Source organism: Telluria sp. ZT3P26, from assembly GCF_059686035.1.
In genome coordinates, this window is record NZ_JCASII010000003.1 from 188,616 (window position 1) to 215,262 (window position 26,647).

The 26,647-nt window shown below is 64.2% G+C and carries 27 protein-coding genes; 22 read left to right on the plus strand and 5 right to left on the minus strand.

Features of this window, described 5'->3' with window-relative positions; genetic code table 11:
- Nucleotides 1-17 precede the first annotated feature (17 nt).
- From AC56LN_RS11590 to ygfZ, 3 genes are read right to left on the minus strand one after another with little or no spacing between them, the layout of a single operon-like run.
- Entirely contained in the window at nt 18-779 is a 762-nt protein-coding gene (locus AC56LN_RS11590; protein ID WP_499571834.1) for an NRDE family protein, read from the minus strand.
- Nucleotides 770-1,075: a DUF4936 family protein gene (locus tag AC56LN_RS11595; RefSeq protein WP_499571836.1), complete on the minus strand. Its 306-nt coding sequence runs from the start codon at nt 1,073-1,075 to the stop codon at nt 770-772. The genes AC56LN_RS11590 and AC56LN_RS11595 overlap by 10 nt, the downstream gene beginning before the upstream one ends.
- 2 nt (nt 1,076-1,077) lie before the next feature.
- Nucleotides 1,078-2,145 carry a CAF17-like 4Fe-4S cluster assembly/insertion protein YgfZ gene (gene ygfZ / locus AC56LN_RS11600; RefSeq protein WP_499571837.1) on the minus strand — a complete coding sequence of 356 codons (1,068 nt, stop codon included), beginning with the start codon at nt 2,143-2,145 and terminating at the stop codon, nt 1,078-1,080.
- Nucleotides 2,146-2,257: 112 nt separating this feature from the next.
- On the opposite strand from ygfZ, the gene mltG reads away from it, so the two are divergent.
- The 13 genes from mltG to AC56LN_RS11665 all read left to right on the plus strand — a co-directional run bounded on the left by mltG (nt 2,258) and on the right by AC56LN_RS11665 (nt 11,774).
- A complete protein-coding gene (mltG, locus tag AC56LN_RS11605) occupies nt 2,258-3,259 on the plus strand; it encodes an endolytic transglycosylase MltG (protein WP_499571838.1) in 1,002 nt (333 codons plus the stop codon).
- 14 nt (nt 3,260-3,273) lie between these two features.
- Nucleotides 3,274-3,882: a dTMP kinase gene (gene tmk / locus AC56LN_RS11610; RefSeq protein ID WP_499571840.1), complete on the plus strand. Its 609-nt coding sequence runs from the start codon at nt 3,274-3,276 to the stop codon at nt 3,880-3,882.
- A 2-nt stretch (nt 3,883-3,884) separates the two neighbouring features.
- Nucleotides 3,885-4,901 (plus strand): DNA polymerase III subunit delta', encoded by a 1,017-nt coding sequence (locus AC56LN_RS11615; RefSeq protein WP_499572486.1) that lies wholly within the window; start codon nt 3,885-3,887, stop codon nt 4,899-4,901.
- Between the two features lie 10 nt (nt 4,902-4,911).
- Nucleotides 4,912-5,289 carry a PilZ domain-containing protein gene (locus AC56LN_RS11620; RefSeq protein WP_332532138.1) on the plus strand — a complete coding sequence of 126 codons (378 nt, stop codon included), beginning with the start codon at nt 4,912-4,914 and terminating at the stop codon, nt 5,287-5,289.
- Between the two features lie 18 nt (nt 5,290-5,307).
- A complete protein-coding gene (locus AC56LN_RS11625) occupies nt 5,308-5,826 on the plus strand; it encodes a GNAT family N-acetyltransferase (RefSeq protein ID WP_499571842.1) in 519 nt (172 codons plus the stop codon).
- Nucleotides 5,827-5,889: 63 nt separating this feature from the next.
- A complete protein-coding gene (locus AC56LN_RS11630; RefSeq protein ID WP_499571844.1) occupies nt 5,890-6,672 on the plus strand; it encodes a TatD family hydrolase in 783 nt (260 codons plus the stop codon).
- A 3-nt stretch (nt 6,673-6,675) separates the two neighbouring features.
- Entirely contained in the window at nt 6,676-7,344 is a 669-nt protein-coding gene (locus tag AC56LN_RS11635; RefSeq protein ID WP_499571845.1) for an ankyrin repeat domain-containing protein, read from the plus strand.
- 124 nt (nt 7,345-7,468) lie between these two features.
- On the plus strand, nt 7,469-8,383 hold the full coding sequence (locus AC56LN_RS11640) for a class I SAM-dependent methyltransferase (protein ID WP_499571847.1): 915 nt from the start codon (nt 7,469-7,471) through the stop codon (nt 8,381-8,383).
- 329 nt (nt 8,384-8,712) lie between these two features.
- Complete coding sequence (locus tag AC56LN_RS11645; protein WP_499571848.1) at nt 8,713-8,913, plus strand: hypothetical protein; 201 nt, start codon at nt 8,713-8,715, stop codon at nt 8,911-8,913.
- Between the two features lie 113 nt (nt 8,914-9,026).
- Entirely contained in the window at nt 9,027-9,254 is a 228-nt protein-coding gene (locus AC56LN_RS11650; protein WP_482898714.1) for a DUF6139 family protein, read from the plus strand.
- Between the two features lie 189 nt (nt 9,255-9,443).
- On the plus strand, nt 9,444-10,343 hold the full coding sequence (lpxO, locus tag AC56LN_RS11655; protein WP_482898715.1) for a lipid A hydroxylase LpxO: 900 nt from the start codon (nt 9,444-9,446) through the stop codon (nt 10,341-10,343).
- A gap of 113 nt (nt 10,344-10,456) precedes the next feature.
- Entirely contained in the window at nt 10,457-11,056 is a 600-nt protein-coding gene (wrbA, locus tag AC56LN_RS11660) for an NAD(P)H:quinone oxidoreductase (RefSeq protein WP_499571851.1), read from the plus strand.
- 19 nt (nt 11,057-11,075) lie between these two features.
- The gene (locus AC56LN_RS11665; RefSeq protein ID WP_499571852.1) at nt 11,076-11,774 is read left to right on the plus strand and encodes a glutathione binding-like protein; all 699 of its coding nucleotides are present in this window, start codon (nt 11,076-11,078) and stop codon (nt 11,772-11,774) included.
- 19 nt (nt 11,775-11,793) lie between these two features.
- On the opposite strand, the gene AC56LN_RS11670 is transcribed toward AC56LN_RS11665, so the two are convergent.
- Complete coding sequence (locus tag AC56LN_RS11670) at nt 11,794-12,528, minus strand: SDR family oxidoreductase (RefSeq protein WP_499571853.1); 735 nt, start codon at nt 12,526-12,528, stop codon at nt 11,794-11,796.
- 156 nt (nt 12,529-12,684) lie between these two features.
- On the minus strand, nt 12,685-14,655 hold the full coding sequence (locus tag AC56LN_RS11675) for a peptidase U32 family protein (RefSeq protein ID WP_499571855.1): 1,971 nt from the start codon (nt 14,653-14,655) through the stop codon (nt 12,685-12,687).
- A gap of 164 nt (nt 14,656-14,819) precedes the next feature.
- Between AC56LN_RS11675 and AC56LN_RS11680 the strand changes: the two genes are divergently transcribed.
- The 9 genes from AC56LN_RS11680 (at nt 14,820) to AC56LN_RS11720 (ending at nt 26,625) form a co-directional block, all read left to right on the plus strand.
- Complete coding sequence (locus AC56LN_RS11680; protein WP_499571857.1) at nt 14,820-15,923, plus strand: LacI family DNA-binding transcriptional regulator; 1,104 nt, start codon at nt 14,820-14,822, stop codon at nt 15,921-15,923.
- A 398-nt stretch (nt 15,924-16,321) separates the two neighbouring features.
- Entirely contained in the window at nt 16,322-17,509 is a 1,188-nt protein-coding gene (locus AC56LN_RS11685) for a fumarylacetoacetate hydrolase family protein (RefSeq protein WP_499571859.1), read from the plus strand.
- A 65-nt stretch (nt 17,510-17,574) separates the two neighbouring features.
- Nucleotides 17,575-18,378 (plus strand): D-xylose 1-dehydrogenase, encoded by an 804-nt coding sequence (gene xylB, locus AC56LN_RS11690; RefSeq protein ID WP_499572488.1) that lies wholly within the window; start codon nt 17,575-17,577, stop codon nt 18,376-18,378.
- Complete coding sequence (locus tag AC56LN_RS11695) at nt 18,375-19,247, plus strand: SMP-30/gluconolactonase/LRE family protein (protein ID WP_499571860.1); 873 nt, start codon at nt 18,375-18,377, stop codon at nt 19,245-19,247. The genes xylB and AC56LN_RS11695 overlap by 4 nt, the downstream gene beginning before the upstream one ends.
- Before the next feature lie 21 nt (nt 19,248-19,268).
- Entirely contained in the window at nt 19,269-21,047 is a 1,779-nt protein-coding gene (locus AC56LN_RS11700) for an IlvD/Edd family dehydratase (RefSeq protein ID WP_332532123.1), read from the plus strand.
- A gap of 112 nt (nt 21,048-21,159) precedes the next feature.
- Nucleotides 21,160-22,164, plus strand: coding sequence for a D-xylose ABC transporter substrate-binding protein (xylF, locus tag AC56LN_RS11705; RefSeq protein WP_499571862.1), 1,005 nt, complete (start codon nt 21,160-21,162; stop codon nt 22,162-22,164).
- 95 nt (nt 22,165-22,259) lie between these two features.
- Nucleotides 22,260-23,813 (plus strand): D-xylose ABC transporter ATP-binding protein, encoded by a 1,554-nt coding sequence (gene xylG, locus AC56LN_RS11710; protein ID WP_499571863.1) that lies wholly within the window; start codon nt 22,260-22,262, stop codon nt 23,811-23,813.
- Nucleotides 23,814-23,829: 16 nt separating this feature from the next.
- Nucleotides 23,830-24,972: a sugar ABC transporter permease gene (locus tag AC56LN_RS11715; protein ID WP_499571865.1), complete on the plus strand. Its 1,143-nt coding sequence runs from the start codon at nt 23,830-23,832 to the stop codon at nt 24,970-24,972.
- A gap of 168 nt (nt 24,973-25,140) precedes the next feature.
- Nucleotides 25,141-26,625, plus strand: a complete 1,485-nt coding sequence (locus AC56LN_RS11720; RefSeq protein WP_499571867.1) for a tyrosinase family protein — start codon at nt 25,141-25,143, stop codon at nt 26,623-26,625.
- Nucleotides 26,626-26,647 lie beyond the last annotated feature (22 nt).

Here is a 26,647-nt window from a genome sequence, read left to right on the forward strand (position 1 = left end):
GGCCAGACCTCACTGCGTCAGGCCGTAACCTGCTCGCCCGGCACCACGACGCGCTCGTGCAGGTCGGGCGCGCCGTTGACGTACAGCTTGACGACCGTCGACGTGCGCGTGCCGTATTCCTCGGACTCGATGCACACCGATGACAGCATCCGCTCCATTTCGAGCGGCACGCCGGTTTCCGGCAAGCGCAGATCGGGTGCGCGGGTCGTGTCGGCCAGCATTTCAAAGTATGCGTCTTCCGGCGCGCCCTGGCACAGCAGGCTCGCAAACTGCGCTTTCGTGCGCAGCACCTTCGGCCACGGCGCATCGAGCAAACCATTCGAGATGCCGTAGATCCGGCCGCGTTCGAGCGGCTGGCCATTGCGCGGATCTTGCTGCCCGCGGTTCGAGTACCAGTACAGCGCCTCGCTATCGCCCAGCACCAGGTTGTAGCCGTTGTAGTGATCCGGCTGCGCGGCGAGTTGCGCGACGTAGGCACCCGCATCCATGTCGCCGGCCAGATAGTCGGCCACCAGCGCGCCACGCGTCGGCGCATCGGGCTGGCGTTCACCCGGGCTGCGGATATTGGTCAGCGCGGCAAAGCGCGGGCCGTTGGCGCCCGTCAGCGAGACACCCATCCAGCTGCCGCCACCCTGCAGGTCGCGCCCGGCGATCACGTGCGGATGCTCGGGCCACGGCGCGGCGGGCAGGGCGGGGCGGTCATAGAATTCGTCGCGGTTGGCGGCGGCGATGACAGGCACGCCGGGGACGACGTGCCAGGCAAAAACGATCAGGCACATGGCGGCAACTCCGTAAAGACTTCGGCACGGCGCGGGCCGGCGAGCAGGGATTCGAATCCGGCATGCTCGACGGCGCGCGCGAGCGCTGCGTCAAAACCGGCAGGAACGGACGGGTAGACTTCCATCCAGGTTTGCAGGCCATCGTGATTGCCTGGCCGGCGCTTGAGCTGCACGCTCACGCCTTCGCTGGCGGCGAGGGCCGCCTGCATCGCGCGCACCAGCGGGGCCAGTTGCGCGGTGTCAGCGTCGCGCACCTTGTAATACACGTACAGGTCAGAGACGGACAGATCGGCCATCGTCAGTCGTCGATCGCATCGAGGCTGTACGGCATTGGCAGGAACTGCACACGCGCGCCGGTGGCCGAACCCAGGCGCACGTCTTCAGTCAGCTGAGCCAGCTTGATTTCAACCAGCGCGTCGGCGCCGCCCATGCCGTTGGCCGCGACGTTCACGACCATGCCGCAGGGCTGGCTCGGGTCGAGCAGCGAAAACACCTCATCGCCGGGGCGGGCACCCGCGTCGTCAATACGTGCCAGCGCAGCGCGGCGCTTGACCTTGCCGAGGTACTTGGTACGCGCGACGATTTCCTGGCCCGGATAGCAGCCCTTCTTGAAATTGACGCCGCCCAGCAGCTCGAGATTGATCATCTGCGGGACGAACTGTTCCTGCGTGGCGGGGCCGACCTGCGGCTCGGCCGCGTGAATCGTCGCCAGTTGCCAGGCCTGGTCGCCGCCGACAGCTAGCTGCGTGCCCAGCGCCGACAGCGCCGCATCTGCCGTCTCGGCGGACGTCAGCCACAGGTAGCGCGGCGCGTCGAACGCGTCGTTCAGGCGCAGCACGGTACCGAACGCGCCATCGGTTTTCGTCATTGGCGTGGCCGGCAGCGTCGGTACGATCTGGCCGAGCGCCGCTTGCGCACGCGCGCCGCCCAGCCCCAGCACCGTGGCGAATGGCGCCGCATCGGTCGCGTCGACGAGCTTGGCCTTCGAGCGCATGACGAACATCGACAGCCGCTTCTGCAGCGGCGCCTGGATGGCGCGCGGCAGTTGCAGGTAGACGGCCTCAAGGTCGCGCCACATCAGGAAGCTCGCCTGCAGGCGGCCCTTCGGCGTGCAGAAGCCCGCGAAGCGCACGTCCGTCGCCGTCAGGTGCTCAACGTCGTTGGTCAGTTGCGTGTGCAGGAATTTGGCAGCGTCGTCACCGTTCACGGCGATCAGGCCCTGGTCGCGTACCGTCGCGATGAAGCCGGCGTTAACGTCGTCGAGCGTGAGCTGCGGGCCAGTCTCGATGGCCTGCGCGGCGGGCGCAAGCTGGTCGTGGCCGGATGCTGGCGAAGGCGTGTTCTGGATGTCTGTCTGGGTCGTCATCAAAATCCGCTTATATTTAGGCAATTAGGCTTTATCATTACGGCCTCATTATAGAGTTGTGTGGAAAATCGCGCCGGGCGCGGTCCATTTCGCACGTTGACCGCGCAAACACATGGCACTGATAAAAAAATTACTCGTTACCGGCGTCATCGTTTCCGTCGCTGCCGCCAGCGGCTTCGCCTGGTGGACCAAGCAGGTCTTGCCCGTCCCCGGCGCCCCCATCGAATTTTCGATCAATCCCGGCAGCGGCGTGGCCGCCAGTGCGCAGCAGATGGCCGCCGCCGGCGTACCCGTCAACCCGACGCTGTTCGTGCTGCTGGCGCGCCTGACGGGCGATGCGGGCCGCATCAAGGCCGGCAGCTATGAACTGAAGCCGAACACGACGCCGCGCCGTCTGCTCTCGCAACTGGTGCGTGGTGAATTCGCGCAAGAGGCCGTGACGATCATCGAAGGCTGGAGCTTCAGGCAGATGCGTCAGGCGATCAGCAGCCACACGCGCCTGAAGCACGATACCGTCAAGCTGACCGACGCCGAACTGATGGCGAAGATCTCGACGGAGTACAAGAATCCGGAAGGCCTGTTCTTCCCCGATACCTATCTGTTCGCGAAGGGCTCGTCCGAGATCGAGATCTACCGCCGTGCACACCAGGCCATGCTGGACCACCTGAACGAGGCCTGGGAAAAGCGCAACAAGGCACTGCCATACAAAACGCCGTACGAAGCGTTGATCATGGCCTCGATCGTCGAGAAGGAAACGGGGCAGAAGAGCGAGCGCACGATGATTGCCGGCGTGTTCGTCAACCGCCTGCGCACCGGCATGCTGCTGCAGACCGATCCGACCGTCATCTACGGCATGGGTGATGCGTTCGTCGGCAAGATCGCCAAGAAGGACCTGTTGACCGACACGCCGTACAATACCTATACGCGCGGCGGTTTGCCGCCGACGCCGATTTCGCTGCCCGGCCTGCAATCGCTGCAGGCGGCGCTCGCGCCGGCCGAGACGCCGGCGCTGTATTTCGTCTCGCGCGGTGACGGCACCAGCCAGTTCTCCAGCAATCTGCCGGACCATAACCGCGCCGTGAATCGCTACCAGCGCGGGATCACCACCCAATGACAGAAGGTTGTTCCATGCAGGGCAAGTTCATCACGTTCGAAGGCATCGACGGCGCCGGAAAATCGACCCATATCGGTTTCGTCACCGATTTTCTGGCGGGCCGCGGCAAGACCGTGGTCGCGTCGCGCGAGCCGGGCGGCACGCCGCTGGGCGAAAAGCTGCGCGACGTGCTGCTGCACGAAACGATGCACCTGGAGACCGAGGCACTGCTGATGTTTGCCAGCCGGCGCGAGCACATTGCGCAGGTCATTGCGCCGCAGCTGGCGCAGGGCCACTGGGTGCTGTCGGACCGGTTTACCGATGCCAGTTTCGCGTACCAGAGCGGTGGCCGTGGGCTGTCGCGCGAGAAGATGGAAGCGCTCGAGGCGTGGGTGCATCCGGCGCTGCAGCCTGACCTGACGCTGCTGTTCGACGTGCCGCTCGAGGTGGCGCGCGAACGGCTTGCGGCCTCGCGCACGCTCGACAAGTTCGAGCGCGAGCAGGCCGAGTTCTTTGCCCGGTGCCGCGCCGAGTACCTGCGCCGCGCGGCGCAGTTCCCACAGCGTTTCGTGGTGGTCGATTCGACGCGCAGCATCGAGGCGATCCAGCGTGAACTCGCGGATGTCCTGGAGCGCCTGTTGTGACGATGTATCCGTGGCAGGGCGCCGCATGGACCCAACTGCAGGCGCTGCGCGCGCGCATGCCGCACGCGATCCTGTTCCACGGCCCGGCCGGCACCGGCAAGGCTGATTTCATCGAAGCGTTTGCCCAGGCGCTGTTGTGCGAGAACGCCCGGCCTGACGGCCATGCCTGCGGCGTCTGCGCATCATGCGGCTGGTTCGCTCAGCATAACCATCCCGATTACCGCCGCGTGCGGCCCGAAGCGCTCGAAGACGAACCGGGTGCCGGCGACGACGAAGGCGACGGCGATCGCAAATCGAAGTCGACCAAGGCACCGTCGAAAGAGATCAAGATCGAGCAGATCCGGGCGCTGGCCGATTTCATGAATATCTCGACGCACCGCCAGGGCTTGCGCGTCGTGGTCCTGTATCCGGCCGAGGCTCTGAATACGCCGGCATCGAACGCGCTGCTCAAGACGCTGGAAGAACCGCCGCCAGGCACCGTGTTCCTGCTGTCGTCCAATAGCCTGGATCGGCTCCTGCCGACGATCCTGTCACGCTGCCGCAAGTTCGCGCTGCCGATGCCGTCGCATGACGACGCGCTGGCGTGGCTGAACGCGCAAAGCGTGCCGGATGCGGACAGCTGGCTGCGCGAGCAGGGCGGCGCGCCGCTGGCAGCGCTGGCCGCCTCGGCGCACGGCAGCCGCGAAGAACTCGACGTGCTGCTCAATTTTCTCGCGCGCCCGGCGCCGGATGCGGCGCTGCGCGCAGCCGACAAGCTGGCCAAGGCGGAGTTGCCGGCCCTGGTCGCCTGGACCCAGCGCTGGCTGTACGATGTGTTTTCAGTTAAATTGTCGGGCAGGATCCGCTACTACCCGCGCTACCAGAAAGAGCTGGCGGCGCTGGCTGGCCGGGCGCAGACAGGCAACCTGCTGCGCGCGATCAAGGCCATGAACGAGCGGCGCGCGGTGGCCGATCATCCGTTGTCGGCAAAATTATTTGTCGAGGACATGTTGCTTGAGTACACTGGCTGCTGTACATGAGAGGACCACGATGAGCGCCAATCCGCCCGATGCCACCGCAGCCCAGGCCCCGCGGCCGTCCGTGCTGTCGCTGGCGATCAAGGAAAAGGCGGCGCTCTACGCGGCCTACATGCCATTCCTGCGTAATGGCGGCATGTTCGTCCCGACCACCAAGCCTTACCAGATCGGCGACGAGATCTACCTGATCCTGGCGCTGATGGACGATCCGAACAAATACCCGATCGCCGGCACCGTGGCCTGGATCACGCCGGCGGGCGCCAACAACAACAAGGCGCAAGGCATCGGCGTGCATTTCCCGGCCGACGAATCGGGTCAGCGCGCCCGCCAGCGCATCGAAGAAATCCTCGGCGCTGCATTGCGGTCTTCGCGCGCCACTCATACTTTGTAACTAACCCATCTCTGCTGCATGCCTTCCTACGTCCATCGCCTGGCCCGACGCGACGACCTGCCGGTCATCGTCGATATCTATAATTCCACCATCGCCTCACGCGACGTGACGGCCGATACCGAGCCGGTGTCGGTGCAATCGCGCGAAGCCTGGTTCAACGAGCACACGCCCGACCGGCGCCCGCTGTGGGTGATCCACGATGCGCACGACACGAGCGAACAGCCGGCGGTCATCGGCTGGCTGTCGTATTCGAACTTCTATGGCCGGCCGGCGTATTCGGGCACGGCCGAAGTCTCGATCTATATCGCCGAAAGCGCGCGTGCCCGGGGCCTGGGACGCTATTGCCTGGAACTGGCGATCGCGTTCGCACCCGAGGTCAAGGTGCACACGCTGCTGGGCTTCATCTTCGGCCACAATGCGCCGAGCCTGGCGCTGTTCGGTAAATACGGCTTCGAGACCTGGGCCAACTTCCCGCGCGTGGCGAACCTCGATGGCATCGAGCGTGATCTGATCATTCTGGGCAAGCGCGTGGCCTGAACGTGACCGTCGTGCGCGGCTTGCGCCCGTGCTGTGGCAGGGCGCCTCGCGTACAATGGCGGGATGTTTATCGATTCCCACTGCCACATCAATTTTCCGGAACTGGCCGCCCGCATGCCCGAGGTGCTGGCCAAGATGGCCGAGAACCAGGTCACGCATGCCTTGTGCGTGTCGGTCGACCTGCCGGACTTTCCGCAAGTGCTCGCGCTGGCCGAGCAATATCCGCATATCTTTGCCTCGGTCGGCGTGCATCCCGACTACGAGGAAACCCCTGAGCCGACCGTGCAACAGCTGGTCGACCTGGCCGACCACCCGAAGATCGTCGCCATCGGCGAGACGGGCCTGGATTACTTCCGCCTCAAGGGTGACCTCGACTGGCAGCGCGAGCGTTTTCGCGTGCACATCCGCGCCTCGCGCGAGACGCGCAAACCCTTGATCATCCATACGCGCGCCGCCAGCGAAGACACGATCCGCCTGATGCAGGAAGAGGGCGCCGGCACCGACGCCGGTGGCGTGGCAGGCGTGATGCATTGCTTTACCGAGTCGCTCGAGGTGGCGCAGGCGGCGATGGCGCAGGGCTTCTATATTTCGTTCTCGGGCATCGTCACCTTCAAGAGCGCCAAGGACTTGCAGGCGGTCGCACTGGCCGTGCCGCTCGAGCGTATGTTGATCGAGACCGATTCGCCGTATCTGGCGCCGGTACCATTCCGCGGGCGCATGAACGAACCGGGGTATGTGGCGCACGTGGCCGAGTACATCGCCACGCTCAAAGGCGTGTCGCTGCGCGACGTCGCGGCGCAGACGAGCGAGAACTTCTTCAACCTGTTCCAGACAGCCAGGAGCTGACGCATGCGAATCGTTCGTTTGATGGCGCGCCTGTGCGCGGCCGGTGTACTGGGCGTGGTGGCCGTCGGTGCCAACGCTGCCCAGGCGCCCAATGAAAAGCAGGTGTCGTCGTTCTTCCGCGCCGTGCAGATGGACGATGCAAGTACCGTGCGCAAGATGGTCGGGACGGTCGTCAATGCCAACGAACTCAATCCGCTGGGCGGTGAGCCGGCGCTGGTGCTGGCGATCCGCGAAGGCTCGACGGCCGTCGTGCAGGATTTGCTGGCACATCCGGGCACGGACCTGGAACGCAAGGCGGTCAACGGCAACACGGCGCTGATGATGGCGGCGTTCAAGCGCGATGGCGACACCGTGCGCGCGCTGCTCGACAAGGGCGCCAAGGTCAACCAGCCCGGCTGGACGGCGTTGCATTATGCAGCCGCCAGTGGCGACGCCGCGATTGCGCAGCTGCTGATCGAGCGTGGCGCGCAGGTCAATGCGCTGTCGCCGCGCCCGTCCGGCGCCGTGACGCCGTTGATGATGGCGGCACGCGAGGGGCAGGACGGGATCGTGCGCCTGTTGCTGGCCAAGGGCGCGAACGCGGCCCTGAAGAACACCGAAGGCTTCACCGCTGCCCAGCTGGCAAAGCAGGCTGGTCACGACAAACTGGCCGGGCTGTTGTCCGGCCGGTAAAGAGCGACGAACCGCGTCCGGATTGAATTGGACGTTATTTGCCCCTCACCTCGACAGATTGCGCGCAGGAAATAGTATCAATAATAGTCCTACGGTCCCACAACACAGGACGACGAGGATAATCATGCTGAACGAACGCGAAATCGAAAGCTGCTACCTGGGGCAGTTCATTCCAGTCCACTACCATCACAATATGCTGATGGACCAGAACCGGATGCACAGCTTCAAGTCCGCCATCCACTACTCGGTTTTCCCCGGCGCCAAGGTGCTGGAACTGGGTGGCGGCACGGGCGTGCTGTCGTTCTTCGCGGCGCAGAAAGCGTCGAAAGTCTACTGCGTCGAATACAACCCGGACATGGTGCGTGAAGCGCGCCGCTTCCTGGCCATGAATCCGAACGGCCACAAGGTCGAAGTCGTCCACGCCGACGCATTCGACTACCTGCCGCCGGAGCCGGTCGATGTCGTCATCTGCGAAATGATCCACGTCGGCATGTTGCGTGAAAAACAGGTCGAGGTGATCGAATCATTCAAGCGCCGCTACCTGGCCAAATTCGGCGGCCCGCTGCCGCTGTTCATGCCGGAAGCCGTCATCATGGCCGTCCAGCCGCTCCAGCAGGAATACGACTTCGACGGCTTCTACGCCCCGATCGTCCAGTTCCAGGAAACCGGCGTCGTCCAGCCCGGCACGATCGAGCTGTCGCAGCCCGCCGTCTACAGCATCATCGACTTCGGCCAACCGGTCGACAGCCTGATCGCCTGGGAAGGCTCGGTCCTGATCGAACAGTCCGGCACCCTGAACGCGATGCGCTTCGTGACGAAAAACGTCCTGGCCATCGTGCAGGAGCAAGCCACGACGATCGACTGGCTGAACCACTACATGACGCTGCCGCTGTACACGCCCATCACCGTCAAAGCCGGCGACCTGCTGCGCCTGTCCTTCGCCTACCGCGCCGGCGGCTCGATCCCGTCGCTGCAAGCCTCGATCCAGGCCGACGTCGTCACCCAGACCGTCACCGAACAAATCGCCGAATACGCCTAACGCACCCCCACAAATAGGGTCAGAGTCGAATTGTTTGACAACTTCAGTTAATCAATTACCCAATAATTCGACTCTGACCCTAATTGATGGGTCATTGCTCGATGGATAACTAGGGTCAGAGTCGAATTGTTTGCCAATTGCAGTGAATCAGTTGCTCGATAATTCGACGCTGACCCTCATTGTTTGGATTTGGGTTCGTGGAAATTGCTCGCCGCCGTTTATCGCGGTGCGTGACCGTTCGTGCCGCGAAAATGACCCCGCGTCGGATGGGGATGGCCTTCTGAAGACGGTGGCAGGTAGAGTGCGTCTATGTTCAATGTGGAGGCAATATGCTGAGTTTTCTCGTCTGGGTGCTGCTATTGATGGTGTGCTGGCCGATTGCGTTGGTCGCGCTGCTGATCTATCCGGTCGTCTGGCTGGTGCTGCTGCCATTCAGGCTGCTGGGGATCGGGGTCGATGCCGTGTTCAACCTGCTCAAGGCCATCGTCATGCTGCCCGCGCGGGTGCTGGGGCAGCAGCCAGGCCGTTGATGACGTCATGCCACGACTGAGTGTTGGGCAATTAACAGACGATCCGTGCGCGATCTTCTACTGTGAAGATGCTCGCTTTCATTCGAAAGCAAACATTAAATAGAGGAAATAATATGCGCCTGGATATCTATCGCCGAGCTGAACACGATGGCAAGTTCTCTTACCTGGCCGTGCCGGAATCGAAGAGCATTCCTGAAGAAGCCACCAACACCGACTGGGAAATCGAAGCCCAGGCCTACGAGGTGGAAGACAACGCCGACGGCATCAAGGATTTCGACATCGAACACCTGAGCGACCAGATCGCCGAAAAAGGCTACGCGATCACGTCGGTGACGCACTAAGATTTCCCCGGCGGGCCCGCTGGTCCGCCAGTTCCACCACATCGGCATGCGCTTGACGCGCACCTCGCCGATGTGCCGGCGTCTCTCTCCGAGAACCCGGCCTGCCCGCAACGGCCCCATAGCCGTTGTGGTATTCTGCGTCCTCGATTAAGCAAGCCAGTCACGCAATGGGCTGGGACGGAGGATGGTATGAAGTGGGTTGTCGTCGGTTTTTACGTGTTATCGATCCTGCACATCCACTTCCGGGGCCGCGTCCGTCTACCTTTCCGTCGTCAGATTTTCGATCACTCGTCGTTCATGGCGCCGATCAATATCTTCATGCACAAGTTCTCGCGTGTGCCAAACACGCCGTTTACGCCGCTGTCCGAATTCCCCGAACTGGCCCGTCTGCAAGAAAATTGGCCCATTATCCGCGCCGAAGCCGAGAGCATGCTTGCGCTCAAGAAAATCAAGGCTGCCGAACAGAACGATGATGCCGGTTTCAACTCGTTCTTCAAGAATGGCTGGAAGCGCTTTTACCTGAAGTGGTACGACGCCAGCCACCCATCGGCCGAGCGCCTGTGCCCGCAGACCTATGCGCTGCTGCAGTCGATTCCTTCGGTCAAGGCCGCAATGTTCGCCGAGCTGCCACCCGGTGGCAAGCTGAACCCGCACCGCGATCCGTTCGCCGGCTCCATGCGCTATCACCTGGGCCTGGCCACGCCAAACGACGATCGCTGCTTCATCGAAGTCGATGGCGAGCGCCACAGCTGGCGCGATGGCCAGGGCGTCGTGTTTGACGAAACCTATATCCACTGGGCGATCAACGGCAGCGAGAGCGATCGCATCATCCTGTTCTGCGACGTCGAGCGCCCGATGCGCTATCGCTGGATGCAGAGCGTGAACCGCTGGCTCGGCCGCAACCTGATGACGGCTGCCGCATCGCCCAATGAAACGGGCGACCAGGTCGGCCTGGTCAGCAAGCTGTTCCGTATTTCGTTCTACATGGGCCAGTACCGCCGCCGCTTCAAGGCGTGGAACAAGACCGCCTACAACATCACGCGCGTGGCGCTGGTCATCGCACTGGCCGCATTCATCTACTGGATCTGATCGCCCAGAACTCTGCCGAACGGTCGACGACACGACAAGCCATTGTAGCGAAAACGGCATCTTTGCCGATCTCGCTACAATGGCTTTTCTGTTTTCACCTATTGGAGAAGTCCATGGCAAAAGTACTCGTTCTGTATTACTCGACCTACGGTCACATTGAAACGATGGCCAACGCAATGGCCGAAGGCGCGCGCGGCGCCGGTGCAACGGTCGACGTGAAGCGCGTCCCTGAAACCGTCCCCGAAGACATCGCCAAGAATGGCCACTTCAAGCTGGAGCAGTCCGCGCCCATCGCCAAGGTGGATGAGCTGGAGCACTACGACGCGATCATCATCGGCGCGCCCACACGTTATGGCCGCATGCCCAGCCAGATGGCAGCGTTCCTGGATCAGACCGGCAGCCTGTGGGCACGCGGCGCCCTGAACGGCAAAGTCGGCGGCGCCTTCACGTCGACCGCCACCCAGCACGGCGGCCAGGAAACCACGCTGTTCTCGATCATCACGAATCTGATGAACCTCGGCCTGACCATCGTTGGCCTGCCTTACAGCTACCAGCAACAGATGACGCTCGATGAAGTCGCCGGCGGCAGCCCGTATGGCGCGACGACGATTGCCGGTGGCAAGGGTGAACGTCAGCCGAGCGAGATCGATCTGGGCGGCGCGCGCCACCAGGGCAAGCTGATCGCCGAGACCGCCGCCAAGCTGTTCGGCTGATCGCGCGGGCGCCATCACCATGACCGATCTCTCCGCATTCCCCATCACGCAGCAGTGGCCGGCGCAGTATCCGGACCGGCTGCAGTTGTACTCGATGCCGACGCCCAATGGCGTCAAGATTCCGATCATGCTGGAAGAGATCGGCTTGCCGTACGAAGTGCACAAGGTCGACTTCGCCGAGAACGACCAGCACTCGCCGGCGTTCCTGTCCCTCAGCCCGAACAACAAGATCCCGGCGATCATCGATCCGGATGGCCCTGGCGGCCAGCCGCTGCCGCTGTTCGAGTCGGGCGCCATCCTGATCTACCTCGCCGACAAGAGCGGCAAGCTCATGCCGCAAGACCCGGCTGCGCGCTACCAGGTGATGCAGTGGGTGATGTTCCAGATCGGCAGCGTGGGGCCGATGTTTGGCCAGCTGGGCTTCTTCCACAAGTTCGCTGGCAAGGATTTCGAGGACAAGCGTCCGCGTGAGCGCTACGCCGACGAGTCACGCCGCCTGCTTGGTGTCATCAATGGCCAGCTCGCGCAGCACGCCTGGATCGCTGGCGACGAATTCACCATCGCCGATATCGCTGTCTTCCCGTGGATCAATGGGCTGCTGAATTTTTACGAAGCAGGGGACCTGGTCGGCATCAAGGACTTCCCGCACGTAGCGGCCGCGCTTACGCAATTCCTGGCGCGTCCTTCCGTGCAAAAAGGCCTCAAGATCCCGGCCTGAACGAGACGGGGAACGTGCCTCAGTAAGGACTGGCCGTCGGTCGCACGATCAGCTCGCTTACATCCACGTCGGCCGGCTGATCGATCGCGAACCCGATCGCGCGCGCAATGGCCTCCGGCTTGATCGCCACCTTGCGAAAGTCGCGCATCGCCGCGCGCGCACCGGGATCCGAAATCGATTCCGCCAGGTCCGACTCCACGACGCCGGGCGACACCAGCGTGACGCGGATCGCGCCGCCGACTTCCTGCCGCAATCCCTCCGTGATCGCCGCCACCGCAAACTTGGTGGCGCAATATACGGCCGCTGTCGGACTGACCGCATACGCCCCGATCGACGCTATATTGATGATCTGACCGCTCCCGCGCGCCTGCATACCTGGCAGCACGGCGGCAATCCCGTGCAGCACGCCGCGGATGTTCACGTCGATCATCTGATTCCATTCGTCGATCTTCAAGGCATCGAGCTTTGACAGCGGCATGACGCCCGCGTTATTGACGAGGACATCGATGCGGTCATGGCAGTCGAGCGCGAAGTCGGCGAACGCGGTCATGCTCTCCATGCTCGTCACGTCGAGCCGGGCGACGTCGGCAGTGCCGCCAGCAGCGCGGATGGTGCCTGCCAGCGCCACCAGCTGCTCGACGCGCCGCGCGCCGAGCACGACGCGGTGCCCTTGCGCGGCAAGAAAACGGGCGGTGGCTTCACCGATGCCGCTGCTGGCGCCCGTGATGAGGATGACTTTCGATGCGTGTTCCATGCTGTGCTCCCTGGTGTGTTGACAGTGCCGCAAGTATGGGCATCAGGCGTGGCGTTGCCCATGCCGAAACCTCGGCATCGATTGCACGATCCTCCGGAAATGAACAACGGCGCCCGCAGGCGCCGTTTGATTGACAACAATAGCCGGATCAACCGGTCAGGCCCGTGGCCGCTGGCGATGGAACGTCAACGGCGTGTACGACACGGCTGACGGTGGCGGCTGCTTGAGGATGTTCGAGCGCATCGCGCCCACCACGTGCATCTCGCACGGCTTGCAATCGAAGCGCAGCGTGTAGCGGTCTTCGCCACTCACCAGCGTCATCGGCTCGGCCTTCACCTGACCCTGCACGCCTTGCACGCCCTTGGCCTGTTTCGGGCACAGGTTGAACGAGAAGCGCAGGCAGTGCTTGGTGATCATCAACGAGACTTCGCCCGCTTCTTCGTGCGACTCGTACGCGGCGTCGATCAGTTGCACGCCATGCTTCTGGTAGAACGCGCGCGCCTTGTCGTTGTAGACATTGGCCAGATAGCTCAGCTGCACGTCCGGATACACCGGCGGCGGCGTCGTTGCCGCCTTGCGCTCGGGACGCTGCCAGGCTGCCAGCCGCGCTGCTTCATGCGCCGCAATGGCGTCGCGGCGCAGTGCATTGATCGCCGCGCTCGGCACGAACCACGGCTGGCTCAGCTTGAGCTCGACATGGCCCGCTTCGAACATCGTGTTGCCGAGTTTGGCAACGCTCGAGCGCAGTCCCGCATCCGCCTGCGCGGCCTGCGTCGCCGGCTGCAGGGCAATCGCCGCTGCCGCATGCGATGCAATGCCGTCCTCGTCGATGATATCCAGGCGCAATCCATCGGCCTGCTCGCTTAGAACCAGTTCCAGCGCAATCTTGCGTTCGGACGATTTCTTGTTGAGCGTCGCTTCCCAGCCGTGGTCACGGTTGCGGTGGATGACGGTGCCGACCTTCAGGCCCGCCAGCGTCTGCATCGGCTCGTTCGGATACACGCGCCAGCGCTGGCCATCGGCCTCGTCGTCCAGCTTTTCGGCCTTGTTGGCCTGGATGCCGACCGTGTCGCGCTTGTACATATAGTTCAGGCCGTCGCCGTTGGCCATCGGCGCGCTGGTGACGACATCGAAGCTGTCGCCGTTCAGGCGCGCCACGATGCCCAGCTCCACGCCCACGTACTTCGGCGAATCGAAGGCACCGATATCAGTCAGGCGGCCCTGCGCAAAGTACTCGGTATGGCCACGGTGAAAGTTCTTGTCGACGTCCGGCGTGAACATGACGCGCGTGCGACCGCTCGAGGCGCGCACGAATTCCGGTCGCTGGTCCAGCAGTTCGTCGAGCAGCAGGCGGTAGTGGGCCGTGATGTTCTTCACGTACCCCATGTCCTTGTAGCGGCCTTCGATCTTGAACGAGCGGATGCCGGCATCGACGAGTGCACCCAGGTTGCGGCTCTGGTCGTTGTCTTTCATCGACAGCAGGTGCTTGTCGAACGCAACCACGCGGCCCTGGCCATCGCTGAGCGTGTAGGGCAGGCGGCAATTCTGCGAGCAGTCGCCCCGGTTGGCCGAGCGGCCGTTGTCGGCGTGCGAGATATAGCACTGGCCCGAGTACGCCACGCACAGCGCGCCGTGCACGAAGTATTCGAGCGGCGTGTCGGTGACCTGATGGATCTTGCGGATCTGCTCGACGGTCAGTTCGCGGGCCAGCACCAGTTGCGAAAAACCGACGTCGGCGAGGAATTTCGCTTTCTCTGGCCCACGGATGTCGCACTGGGTACTGGCATGCAGCTGGATCGGGGGCAGGTCGAGCTCGAGCAAACCCATGTCCTGGATGATCAGCGCATCGACGCCGGCCTCGTACAGCTGCCAGATCTGCTTGCGCGCCAGCTCGAGTTCGCTGTCGTGCATGATCGTGTTCATGGTGACGAAGATACGCGCCCGGTAGGCGTGCGCGAACTGCACCAGTCCGGCAATATCCTCAAGCGGGTTGCTGGCATTGTGCCGCGCGCCGAACGCCGGGCCGCCGATGTAGACGGCATCGGCGCCGTGCAGGATCGCCTCGCGCCCGATTTCGGCGGTTTTGGCGGGCGACAGCAGTTCAAGCTCGTGGGCTAGCAATGACATGGTGAATCCTTCGATGCGAAGTCCGGGATTATAGCCAGTCGGGGCGCTGCCGTCATGTGGCGCGAGCGTTGCGGCGCCAATCCTGGCGGCCGATGTTAGCGCAATCCGACCCTCTGTTGTGCTAACATCGACCCCATTTCCCCGGCCTCGAAAACATTCCCCCCATGAGTAAAGTGACGCTCGACACCATCCGTGAAGCCATGGAGCACGGCAAACCAACCATGGTGGACGTCGCGAAACTGGCCGGCGTCTCTGCCATGACGGTTTCGCGCGTCATGAACGGGAAAACACTGGTCCGTGAAAGCACCCGGCGCAAGGTCGCCGATGCGGTCGCTGCCCTGAACTATACGCCGAACCAGGAAGCGCGCAATCTGGCCGGCTCCAAGCCGATCCGCGTCGGTTTCTTGTACAGCAACCCGAGTGCCGCCTACCTGAGCGAATTTCTCGTCGGCCTGCTGAACCAGTCGGGCCTGAACAATGTCCAGCTCTTTGTCGAGAAGTGCGAGGCGGGCAACCACGAAACCGAGCACACGCAGCGCCTGATCGACAATGGCCTCGATGGCGTTATCCTGCCGCCGCCGCTGTGCGACAGCGAAGCCGTGCTGGGTTGCGTGGCGCGCGCCGGCATTCCGGCCGTCGTCGTTGCCTGCGGTTCGCCGGCGCCAGGCCTGGGCGCGGTCAGCATCGACGATTACGATGCGGCCCACTACATGACGCGCCACCTGATCGCCCTCGGCCACCAGCGCATCGGCTTCATCGTCGGCCACCCGAACCAGAGCGCCAGCGCGCGCCGGCTCGATGGCTACCGCGCTGCGATCGCCGAAATGAACGCGGACGCGGCCGACGAGCTGGTGGTGCAGGGGATGTTCACCTACCGTTCGGGCCTGGACGCGGCCGAGCAGTTGCTGGCGCTGGCCGAGCGGCCGACGGCCATTTTCGCCAGCAACGACGACATGGCTGCCGCCACGGTCGCCGTCGCCCATCGCCTGGCGCTGGACGTGCCGGGCGACCTCACCGTGACCGGGTTCGACGATACGGCACTGGCTACGACCATCTGGCCCGAACTGACCACCGTGCGCCAGCCGATTGCCGAGATGGCGCGCGAAGCGGTGCAGGCCCTGGTGCGGCGCGTGCGCGCCATGCGCGAAGAAGAACCGGCCGAGCCCGAGCAGACGCGCATGGATTTTGTGCTGGTACGGCGCCAGTCCGATGCCGCGCCGCGCGTGCGCCCGCCAGCGCGCCTGCCTGCCGCTGCACGAACCCTCTGATCAAGGTATCGTCCCGGCGCCGGTCCTGGTTCTGTCTTGGGCCGGGACCAGCTTCTGGTACGGCGGCAAGCGCCAGTTTCGTCGCCAATCCCGCCTTTCCGCCAGCATTCCAATAATTCGTTGACAACCGTCCGAGCAGAAGTTTAGACTGCAATGGTTGCGCTAACAATTCTGTTAAAAGATTGTTGTGACGCACATAAAAATAATCAAAAAGCATCAGGAGACGACCATGCCAGACCCGTACACCCGGCCGCCCGCCGGCGTGGCCGCAGCCACGCTGCGCCGCGCACATTCCCGTCACACCTCCTGATTACCGGTTTGTCCCGGCCCCACGCGCCGCGCCGCCTCGCTGGCGGCAGCGCGCCCGCCAGGACCCGTCACCACGAACGAGAGAGAACATGATCGCATCTTCGCTACCCGATGACATCGCGTCGGCCCTGCTGGTTGGCCGCGTCTGGCGCCCGGCGCCGGTCGATGGCCCGGCCGTCGTCGCCGTGCGCGCCGGCCGCCTGATCGACATCACGCACCATGCAGCCACCGTTGCCGACCTGTTCGAGCGCGACGCCGCCGACATGCTGGCGATCGTCAGGAGCGCCGAAGGCGAGGATCTGGGCGACGCTGCCAGCCTGCTGCAGGCTGCAATCGACGGCGGCATGGGCGAGGGCGGCCTCGTGCTGCTTGCGCCGTGCGACCTGCAGGCCATCAAGGCCGCCGGCGTGACGTTTGCCGTCAGCCTGCTCGAACGCGTCATCGAAGAACAGGCCAAGGGCGATCCTGCCCGCGCCTCTGCATTGCGCACGGAACTGCAGGCCACCATCGGCACCAACCTGGCCGAGATGGTGCCGGGTTCCAGCGCCGCGATGCGCCTGAAAACGGAGCTGAGCGCGCGCGGCCTCTGGTCGCAATACATGGAAGTGGGCATCGGCCCCGACGCCGAGGTCTTCACCAAATCGCAGCCGATGTCGTCGCTGGGCCATGGCGCGGTCGTCGGCCTGCACCCGTCGTCGCACTGGAACAACCCGGAGCCGGAGATCGTGCTGGCCGTGAACAGCCGCGCCGGGATCGTCGGCGCCGCACTGGGCAACGACGTCAACCTGCGCGACATCGAAGGGCGCAGCGCGCTCCTGCTGGGCAAGGCCAAGGACAACAACGGCTCATGCGCCATCGGCCCGTTCGTGCGCATCTTCGACGGCGACTTCACGCTCGACACGATCCGTGGCTGTGAAGTGGGCATGCTGATCGAAGGCGCGGACGACGGCTTCACGCTGGCAGGTTCGAGCCGCATGCGCGAGATCAGCCGCGACCCGATCGACCTGGTGGCCCAGACCTGCGGCGCGCACCACCAGTACCCGGACGGCTTCATGCTGTTTCTGGGGACGATGTTCTCGCCGATCAAGGACCGTGGCGCGGCCGGTGGCGGCTTCACGCACCACCCGGGCGACAAGGTCACCATCTCGACCCCGGCGCTGGGCGCCCTGGTCAACACGGTCGGCCGCAGCGACACCATCGCGCCCTGGACCTTCGGCGTGCGCGCGCTGTACCAGAACCTGGCCCGGCGCGGCCTGCTGGCAGGCCGTCCAGCATGACACCACCCGACGGCGCGCTCCACGATTTGCCCCTCGATCCGCTTCAAGATAACCACGAGTTCACGATGCACGATTCAACACCAGATTCCACCCCCGCCGCGCTGGTCTACGCGACCTATCCCGACCTGCGCGACAAGCGCGTCGTCATCACCGGTGGCGGCACCGGCATCGGCAGCGAACTGGTGACGGCATTTGCCGGCCAGGGCGCGCAGGTCTGGTTCCTCGACATCGCCAGGGAAGCGTCGACCGCGCTGGCCGACGCGCTGGCCGGCTCCGCGCACCAGCCGCGCTTCCTGCAGTGCGACCTGACCGACCTCGATGCGCTGGCCGCGACGTTTGCCGCCATCGAAGCCGAGGCAGGTGGCATCGACATCCTGCTGAATAACGCGGCCAACGACGACCGCCACGGCATCGACGACGTGACGCCCGACTACTGGGAAAGCCGGATGGCCGTCAATCTGCGCCACACCTATTTCTGCAGCCAGGCAGCAGTGGCGATGATGCGCCGCCAGGGCAGTGGCGTGATCCTGAATTTCGGTTCGATCTCGTGGTACCTGGCGTCGAACCAGCTGTCGCTGTACATGATGGCCAAGGCGGCGATCGAGGCGATGAGCCGCGGCCTGGCGCGCGACCTCGGGGCCGAGAACATCCGCGTCAATACCGTGATTCCCGGCGCCGTGCGCACGCCGCGCCAGCAGGCGCTGTGGCACACGCCGGAAGAAGAAGCGCGCATCCTGGCTGGCCAGTGCCTGCCGCAGCGCGTCGAGATGCAGGACGTGGCGGCGCTGTCGCTGTTCCTGGCCTCGAACAACGCGCGCCGCTGCAGTGGCCGCGAATACTTCGTCGATGCTGGCTGGTACGGCGCATGAGCGGCGCCGTGCACTGCCTGTGGGACGTCAAGGCCACGCTGGGCGAGGGCGCCTTGTGGGATGCAGTCCGGCGCAAGATCTGGTTCGTCGACATCAAGGGCCGCCGCATCCACTGCTGCAACGAAGACGGCGGCGCGCGCCAGAGCTGGGATGCACCATCGCAGATCGGTTTTCTCGCGCCGAGCGACGATGGCGGCATGGTGTGCGGGCTCGAAGATGGCCTGTACCGCTTCGTCGAGAGCGACGGCGCGTTCATCGCGCTGGCCCGCGTCGAAGCCGACCTGCCGGGCAACCGCTTCAACGATGGCCACGTCGATGCCGCCGGGCGCCTGTGGTTCGGTTCGATGGACAATGGCGAGAGCGAGGCCACCGGCACGCTGTACCGCTTCGACGGCGCTGGCCAGCCGGCGCGCGCGATGGACGCCGGCTACATCATCACCAACGGCCCGGCCATCAGCCCGGACGCGGGCACGCTGTACCACACCGACACGCTGGCCCGCACCATCTACGCCTTCGACCTGGGCCAGGACGGCGCGATCAAGGGCAAGCGCCTGTTCGTCACGCACGAAGGCAGCGGCCATCCGGACGGCATGGCAGTGGATGCAGAAGGTTGTGTTTGGGTGGCTGTCTTTGGCGGCTGGCGCATCGACCGTTACGACCCGCAAGGACGCAAGATCGACGAAGTGCGCTTCCCGTGCGCGAACATCACCAAGCCGGCTTTTGGCGGCGACGATCTGCGCACCGTGTATGCCACCACCGCGCGCAAGGGCCTGAGCGAGGCCGACCTGCTGGCGCAACCGCTGGCCGGTGGCCTGTTCACGTTCCGCGCTGCGACGCCGGGCCTGCCGCAACATGCGTTGCACCTGTAACGCGCATTGGAGAATCACCGCATGACCAAGCAATCCACCTTCCGTTTCCGCTCGCAGGACTGGTTCGACAATCCGGAGCGGATCGACATGACGGCGCTGTACCTCGAGCGCTTCATGAACTACGGGATCACGCCCGACGAACTGCGCTCGGGCAAACCGATCATCGGCATCGCCCAGAGCGGCAGCGACATCACGCCGTGCAACCGCATTCACCTGGAACTCGTCAAGCGCGTGCGCGACGGCATCCGCGACGCCGGCGGCATCCCGATGGAATTCCCGCTGCACCCGATTTTCGAGAACTGCCGCCGCCCGACTGCGGCGCTGGACCGCAACCTGGCGTACCTGGGACTGGTCGAGATCCTGCACGGTTATCCGATCGATGCTGTGGTGCTGACCACCGGCTGCGACAAGACCACGCCGGCCCAGCTGATGGCCGTGTCGACCGTTGACATGCCGGCCATCGTGCTGTCGGGCGGCCCGATGCTCGACGGCTGGTTCGACGGTGAGCTGGTGGGTTCGGGCGCGGCGATCTGGAAGGCGCGCCGCCAGCTGGCGGCCGGTTCGATCGACGAACAGAAATTCATGAACATCGCCACCGCCTCGGCGCCGTCGGCCGGCCATTGCAATACGATGGGCACGGCGTCGACAATGAACGCCGTGGCCGAAGCGCTGGGCATGTCGCTGACCGGTTGCGCCGCGATTCCCGCGCCGTACCGCGAGCGCGGCCAGATGGCGTACGAAACGGGCCGGCGCATCGTCGGCCTGGCGATGGAAGACGTGCGCCCGTCGAACATCCTGACGCGCGACGCGTTCCTCGATGCGATCGTTGTCAACGCGGCCATCGGCGGCTCGAGCAACGCGCAGCCGCACATCATGGCCATGGCGCGCCATGCGGGCGTGGAGATCACCACCGAGGACTGGATGACCTACGGTTACGAAGTGCCGCTGCTGCTGAACATGCAGCCGGCCGGCAAATACCTGGGCGAGCGCTTCCACCGCGCCGGCGGCGTGCCCGCCGTGATGTGGGAACTCGACCAGGCGGGCCTGTTGCGCTCGGATCGCCTGACGGTGACGGGCAAAACGCTGGCCCAGAACATCGACATGCACCAGACGATGGACCGCGAGATGATCCGCCCGTTCGCCGATCCGCTCAAGGAAAATGCGGGCTTCCTGGTCCTGAAGGGCAACCTGTTCGATTTCGCGATCATGAAGACGAGCGTGATTTCGCCAAGCTTCCGTGAACGCTACCTGGCAACGCCCGGCGCCGAGAACTGCTTCGAGTGCAAGGTCGTCGTGTTCGACGGCTCGGACGATTATCACGCGCGCATCAACGACCCGGAGCTGGGCATCGACGAGCACACGATGCTGGTGATTCGCGGCGCCGGCCCGATCGGCTGGCCCGGTTCGGCCGAAGTCGTCAACATGCAGCCGCCCGATGCGCTGATCAAGCGCGGCATCAACAACCTGCCGACGCTGGGCGATGGCCGCCAGTCAGGCACCTCGGACAGCCCGTCGATCCTGAATGCGTCACCCGAAAGCGCGGCCGGCGGCAACCTGGCACTGCTGCACACGGGCGACATCGTGCGCGTCGACCTGGTGCACGGCCGCTGCGATGTGCTGCTGTCGGACGCCGAACTCGAAGCGCGCAAGCTCGACACGCCGCCGGCGATCCCGCCAAGCCAGACGCCGTGGCAAGAGATCTACCGCGCCACGGTGGGCCAGCTGCACACGGGCGCCTGCATGGAACTGGCCTTGCCGTACCGGGCCGTGGCCGGTGCGATGCCACGGCATAACCACTAAACCGCAGTTTGTACGATGACTAAAAGTGGCATGAATAGCCATTCTTGAGCAGAATGTCGGAACTTCGCCCGGACTCTACCGTCCGGGCGTCGAAAATACACTGGAGACAAGCATGAAAAAACTCATCACGGCAGTCGGCATCGGTTGCGCAATGCTGTTCGCATCCGCGCCCGCCATGGCCGACGCCAAGAATCCGAAGATCGGCTTTTCGATCGACGACCTGCGCCTCGAGCGCTGGACCCGTGACCGCGACTACTTCATCGGCGCGGCCGAAAAGCTGGGCGCGAAGGTGTATGTGCAGTCGGCCGACGCCAGCGAACAGCGCCAGATCGCCCAGATCGAGAACCTGATCTCGCGCGGCGTGGACGTCCTGGTCATTGTGCCGTACAACGCGACGGTGCTGAACAACGCGATCCGCGAAGCCAAGAAAGCCAAGATCAAGGTGCTGTCGTACGACCGCCTGATCCTCAATGCCGACGTTGACGCCTACATCTCGTTCGACAACAAGGCTGTCGGCGAACTGCAGGCGCAGTCGATCGTTGCGCTCAAACCGAAGGGCAGCTATTACCTGCTGGGCGGCGCGCCGACCGACAACAACGCCAAGATTCTGCGCGAGGGCCAGATGAAGGTGCTGCAGCCGCTGATCGACAAGGGCGACATCAAGGTCGTTGGCCGCCAGTGGGTCAAGGACTGGAGCCCGTCCGAGGCGATGGCCATCATCGAAAATGCGCTGACCGCCAACGGCAACAAGATCGACGCCGTCGTGGCCTCGAACGACGCCACCGCCGGCGGCGCGATCCAGGCGCTGGCCTCGCAGAAGCTGGCCGGCAAGGTCCCGGTCTCGGGCCAGGACGCCGACCTGGCCGCCGTGCGCCGCGTGATCGCCGGCACGCAGTCGATGACGGTCTACAAGCCGCTGCGCAATATCGCCACCAGCGCCGCGACGCTGGCCGTGCAACTGGTGCGCAACGAAAAGCCGGCCTATAACGCGCAGCTGAATAACGGCTTCAAGCCCGTCAACACCATCCTGCTCAAGCCGATCCTGCTGAACAAGGCCAACGTCGACATGCTGGTCAAGGACGGCTTCTACACGCAGGGCCAGCTGGCCGGCAAATAAACCGGCGTCACGCTGCTACAGCGCCCGCGCCTGCGGGCGCACCGGCTGGCGAGCCTCGCCGGCCGGTGGTCCAACGTCTTGAAACGAGTCTTTCGATGTCTGGCTATCTGCTTGAAATGAAGGGAATCGCCAAGCGATTCAACGGGGTGCCCGCACTCGATGGCATCGACCTGGCGATCCGCCCGGGCGAGTGCATCGGCCTGTGCGGCGAGAACGGCGCCGGCAAATCGACGCTGATGAAGGTGCTGTCGGCCGTCTATCCGCACGGGACCTGGGAGGGCGAGATCGTGCTCGATGGCCAGCCATTGCGGGCGCGCTCGGTGCGCGAGACCGAGGATGCCGGCATCATCATCATCCACCAGGAACTGATGCTCGTGCCCGAACTGAGCGTGGCCGAGAACATCTTTCTCGGTAACGAAATCACGCTGCCGGGCGGGCGCATGGATTATCCGGCCATGAACGCGAAGGCGGCGGACATCCTGCGCGGCCTGAAGCTGCCCGACGTGAACGTGGTGCTGCCGGTGAAGCATTACGGCGGCGGGCACCAGCAGCTGATCGAAATCGGCAAGGCCCTGAACAAGAATGCGCGCCTGTTGATCCTCGACGAGCCGTCGGCGTCCCTGACGGCGTCGGAAATCGCGGTCCTGCTGGACATCATCCGCGACCTGAAAAGCCGGGGCGTGGCCTGCGTCTACATCTCGCACAAGCTCGAAGAAGTCGCGGCCATCTGCGACACGGTCGTCGTCATCCGCGACGGCAAGCACATCGCCACCACGCCGATGGAAGCGATGAGCGTCGAGCGCATCATCAACCAGATGTGCGGCCGCGAGATGAGCCAGATGTATCCGTCGCTGCCGCATCCGGTGGGCGAGGTGGTCATGGAGGCGCGCCACATCACCTGCTACGACCCGGAGCAGCCGGGCCGCAAGAAGGTCGACGACGTGTCGTTCCAGGTACGGCGCGGCGAAATTCTCGGCATCGCGGGAATCGTCGGGGCCGGGCGCACGGAGCTCGTCACGGCCATCTTTGGCGCGTACCCGGGCAAGCACGAAGGCGAAGTCTGGCTCGAGGGCCGCAAGGTCGATACGTCCGAACCCCTGAAAGCCATCCGCGCCGGCTTCGCGCTGGTGCCCGAAGACCGCAAGCACCACGGCATCGTGCGCGACCTGTCGGTGGGCGAGAACATCACGCTGTCGGTCCTGTCGCGCTTTTCGCACGCCAGTCGCATCGACGACCACGAAGAAGCGGGCGCCGTCAGTGAGCAGATCAGCCGGCTGGCGCTCAAGACCGCCACCCCGGCCCTGGCCATCACGTCGCTCTCGGGCGGCAACCAGCAAAAGGCGGTGCTGGCCAAGATGCTGCTGACCGGCCCGAAAGTGCTGATCCTGGACGAGCCGACGCGCGGCGTGGACGTCGGCGCCAAGTTCGAAATCTACAAACTGATGCTGGAACTGGCGGCGCAGGGGATCGCGATCATCATGGTCTCGTCCGAACTGGCCGAAGTCCTGGGCGTGTCCGACCGTGTGCTGGTGATGAAGGAAGGGCGCCTGAACGGCGACTTCGTCAACCAGGACCTGAACCAGGAAACGGTGCTGGCCGCCGCGCTGGGCCAGGCTGCGGCGGCGCCGTCGATTCCCCATCACGCATGACAACCACAATCACACAATGACCACGATGACGTTCAAACGGATTTTCACGCAGTACAAGATTCTGGCGCTGCTGGTGGCAATCGCGCTGATCTGGGCCTTCTTCAGCTGGAAGACGGATGGTGGCTTCACCTCGGCGCGCAACCTGTCGAACCTGATGCGCCAGATGTCGGTGACCGGCATTCTCGCCTGCGGCATGGTGTTCGTCATCATTGCCGGCGAAATCGACCTGTCCATCGGCTCGCTGCTGGGTCTTCTGGGCGGGATGGCCGCCGTGCTCGATGTCACGCACGGCTTGCCGCTGCCGCTGTCGATCCTCATCGTGCTCGGCGCGGGCCTGTTGTGCGGGTTCCTCAACGGCTATCTGACAGCGTACGCGGGCATACCGTCTTTCATTGTCGGCCTGGGCGGGATGCTGGCGTACCGTGGGGTCGTGCTGGGGCTGACCGGCGGCGCCACCGTGGCGCCCGTCTCGCCAGGCATGGAACAGCTGGGCCAGGCCTACCTGCCGCCATTGTGGGGCAGCATCCTGGGCGTTGCCTTGTTCGTGGTGACCTGTGTGCTGGTCTGGCGCCAGCGCGCGAGCCAGGCGCGCCACAAGCTGCCGGTGATCCCGATGTGGCGCTCGGCGCTGCGCGTGGTGATTGCCGGTGCCGTGCTGGCCGGCCTGATCTCCACCTTCAACAGCTACGAAGGCATTCCGCTGCCGGTGCTGATCCTGCTGGTGCTGCTGGGCGTGTTCAGCTACATTGCGCGCCAGACCGTGTTCGGCCGTCGCATCTATGCGGTGGGCAGCAATATGGAAGCGACGCGCCTGTCCGGCATCGACGTGCGCAAGGTGAAGCTGTGGATCTTCGGCCTGATGGGCCTGATGTGCGCGCTGGCTGGCCTGATCAACACGGCGCGCCTGGCGGCCGGTTCGCCGTCGGCCGGCGTGTCGGCCGAGCTGGACGTGATCGCCGCCTGCTTCATCGGCGGCACGTCGATGCGCGGCGGCGCGGGCACCGTGCACGGCGCGCTGGTGGGCGCCCTGGTGATGGCGAGCCTGGACAACGGCATGTCGATGCTGGATGTGGATGCGTACTGGCAAATGATCGTCAAGGGGCTGATCCTGACGCTGGCCGTGTGGCTGGATGTCGCAACGCGTGGCAACACGCGCTAAGCTTCATCGGATTCATCGCTGCCAGCACACCAATTGTCCGATGTGAGCCACGCGCTTTGGCGCGTTTTTGATCGCTGTTAAATCGGGCAATCGTGCGGGTGCCATTGGCCGGGTCTTTTCCTACACTCGACTGAACATGTACAGCTTTTTGTTCAGTCGGGGGATGCGATGAAAGCCCACAGTGGTGCCAGAAGAATGTTTTTAAAAACAGGTATCGGGATCACGGTTGCACAGTGTTTTCCCGAGCTGGCGGCAGCGCAGGCCAGCAGTGGTCCCCGGCTCGAATGGAAGCAGTTCAAGACCACCAATCAGTATCCTGCCTTCGTCAATGCCATCGCGACGATGCGCAGCAACGCCAATCAGGCCAGTCCCGGCTCGCTGTCCTACTGGGCCAATGTGCATGTCAACACCTGCCCGCACGGGGTGCCGTATTTCATTTCATGGCACCGCGGCTATCTGTATCATTTCGAGCAGCAGTTGCGCAGTGTGTCCGGCAACCCCGGTCTGATGCTGCCGTATTGGGATTATTATTCCTACGCGACGCTGCCAGCGGAGTTCACCGATCCCGCGCCCGGCAATCCGCTGTACGTGCCCAGGCAGAGTTCGAGCGTGTACGGTGCACTGAGCATGGCGCCATTCGCGTCAACTGTGCGCAATTTCCAGCGCGGCAAAAGCAACGCATTCGAGCCGAGCATTGAGGATGTCCATAATCCTGTCCATGACCTGATTGGCGGGGTCATAAGCACGATGCAGTCGCCGCTCGACCCCATCTTCTTCCTGCATCACGCCAGTGTGGACCGCTTGACCCATGCATGGTCCCTGCTTGCAGGCCGGACCATGCCCAAGTCAGCGAATCCGTATTCGTCGACCAACAGCGATGTCTACTGGGCGGGCAACCATGTGTATGCGACCGGTCTGAGCATCGAGCGCTACAAGACCAGAATCCCCGCCTGGCTGGGCACGACCTATGCGTCCAACGCAGTGCCGACGACACTGCCGCCGGTACCTGCCGCTGCTGCAGCCCGTGCTGCGCTACCGGAGCGGCCGCCGTTCCAGTCGTTCAGGACGGTGGCAGGGCGCCGCCTGTCGAGTACACGGCGGTCGGTGAGTGGCGTGGCGCAAGTGCCTTTCGACGAGCAGTCGGTGTCGGTCCTGCTGCGGCTGGGGAAAAGCGACGCGGCCGAACTCGGACGGGTCGTTGCGCTGTGCCGTGATGGAGGTGAGCTGGATTCCCGTTCCGATGCAAACCCGATGCCGGGGATGATCAAGCTGGTGTTTGACAACTTGTCCATCGGCGCGGCCGCGAAGAAAGGCGGGTTTTTCTATGCGCTGTACCTCGACATGCCTGCCGTGTTCGAGTCGCACGCGCAGCGTGAGGCGTCGCTCATCGGCACACTGGGCGCATTCCAGATTGCCGCTGCGGCGCACCACGGCAAGCCACGGATCGAATTCGATGTGTCATCCCTGCTGGCCCGGCAAGAGCGCGTCAATTTCGCCGAGCTCGCATTGTCCTGGGTGCGTGTCGATGGCGATCGGCCGCCGACCGGGAAGGCCATTCTGGTCAGCGAGATCCGGGTTGAACTCGCATTCGCCCCGGACGATGCGCATAGGTTGTCAGGGGATGCCGAGGATATCGAACGGCAGCATCTGTAGCGCGAAGCAGACCAGGCCCGCG

Bases quoted from the DNA above. Each gene is read 5' to 3' on its own strand.
- AC56LN_RS11590 (WP_499571834.1), bottom strand. From the start codon at position 779: ATGTGCCTGATCGTTTTTGCCTGGCACGTCGTCCCCGGCGTGCCTGTC.
- AC56LN_RS11595 (WP_499571836.1), bottom strand. From the start codon at position 1,075: ATGGCCGATCTGTCCGTCTCTGACCTGTACGTGTATTACAAGGTGCGC.
- ygfZ (WP_499571837.1), bottom strand. From the start codon at position 2,145: ATGACGACCCAGACAGACATCCAGAACACGCCTTCGCCAGCATCCGGC.
- mltG (WP_499571838.1), top strand. From the start codon at position 2,258: ATGGCACTGATAAAAAAATTACTCGTTACCGGCGTCATCGTTTCCGTC.
- tmk (WP_499571840.1), top strand. From the start codon at position 3,274: ATGCAGGGCAAGTTCATCACGTTCGAAGGCATCGACGGCGCCGGAAAA.
- AC56LN_RS11615 (WP_499572486.1), top strand. From the start codon at position 3,885: ATGTATCCGTGGCAGGGCGCCGCATGGACCCAACTGCAGGCGCTGCGC.
- AC56LN_RS11620 (WP_332532138.1), top strand. From the start codon at position 4,912: ATGAGCGCCAATCCGCCCGATGCCACCGCAGCCCAGGCCCCGCGGCCG.
- AC56LN_RS11625 (WP_499571842.1), top strand. From the start codon at position 5,308: ATGCCTTCCTACGTCCATCGCCTGGCCCGACGCGACGACCTGCCGGTC.
- AC56LN_RS11630 (WP_499571844.1), top strand. From the start codon at position 5,890: ATGTTTATCGATTCCCACTGCCACATCAATTTTCCGGAACTGGCCGCC.
- AC56LN_RS11635 (WP_499571845.1), top strand. From the start codon at position 6,676: ATGCGAATCGTTCGTTTGATGGCGCGCCTGTGCGCGGCCGGTGTACTG.
- AC56LN_RS11640 (WP_499571847.1), top strand. From the start codon at position 7,469: ATGCTGAACGAACGCGAAATCGAAAGCTGCTACCTGGGGCAGTTCATT.
- AC56LN_RS11645 (WP_499571848.1), top strand. From the start codon at position 8,713: ATGCTGAGTTTTCTCGTCTGGGTGCTGCTATTGATGGTGTGCTGGCCG.
- AC56LN_RS11650 (WP_482898714.1), top strand. From the start codon at position 9,027: ATGCGCCTGGATATCTATCGCCGAGCTGAACACGATGGCAAGTTCTCT.
- lpxO (WP_482898715.1), top strand. From the start codon at position 9,444: ATGAAGTGGGTTGTCGTCGGTTTTTACGTGTTATCGATCCTGCACATC.
- wrbA (WP_499571851.1), top strand. From the start codon at position 10,457: ATGGCAAAAGTACTCGTTCTGTATTACTCGACCTACGGTCACATTGAA.
- AC56LN_RS11665 (WP_499571852.1), top strand. From the start codon at position 11,076: ATGACCGATCTCTCCGCATTCCCCATCACGCAGCAGTGGCCGGCGCAG.
- AC56LN_RS11670 (WP_499571853.1), bottom strand. From the start codon at position 12,528: ATGGAACACGCATCGAAAGTCATCCTCATCACGGGCGCCAGCAGCGGC.
- AC56LN_RS11675 (WP_499571855.1), bottom strand. From the start codon at position 14,655: ATGTCATTGCTAGCCCACGAGCTTGAACTGCTGTCGCCCGCCAAAACC.
- AC56LN_RS11680 (WP_499571857.1), top strand. From the start codon at position 14,820: ATGAGTAAAGTGACGCTCGACACCATCCGTGAAGCCATGGAGCACGGC.
- AC56LN_RS11685 (WP_499571859.1), top strand. From the start codon at position 16,322: ATGATCGCATCTTCGCTACCCGATGACATCGCGTCGGCCCTGCTGGTT.
- xylB (WP_499572488.1), top strand. From the start codon at position 17,575: ATGCACGATTCAACACCAGATTCCACCCCCGCCGCGCTGGTCTACGCG.
- AC56LN_RS11695 (WP_499571860.1), top strand. From the start codon at position 18,375: ATGAGCGGCGCCGTGCACTGCCTGTGGGACGTCAAGGCCACGCTGGGC.
- AC56LN_RS11700 (WP_332532123.1), top strand. From the start codon at position 19,269: ATGACCAAGCAATCCACCTTCCGTTTCCGCTCGCAGGACTGGTTCGAC.
- xylF (WP_499571862.1), top strand. From the start codon at position 21,160: ATGAAAAAACTCATCACGGCAGTCGGCATCGGTTGCGCAATGCTGTTC.
- xylG (WP_499571863.1), top strand. From the start codon at position 22,260: ATGTCTGGCTATCTGCTTGAAATGAAGGGAATCGCCAAGCGATTCAAC.
- AC56LN_RS11715 (WP_499571865.1), top strand. From the start codon at position 23,830: ATGACCACGATGACGTTCAAACGGATTTTCACGCAGTACAAGATTCTG.
- AC56LN_RS11720 (WP_499571867.1), top strand. From the start codon at position 25,141: ATGAAAGCCCACAGTGGTGCCAGAAGAATGTTTTTAAAAACAGGTATC.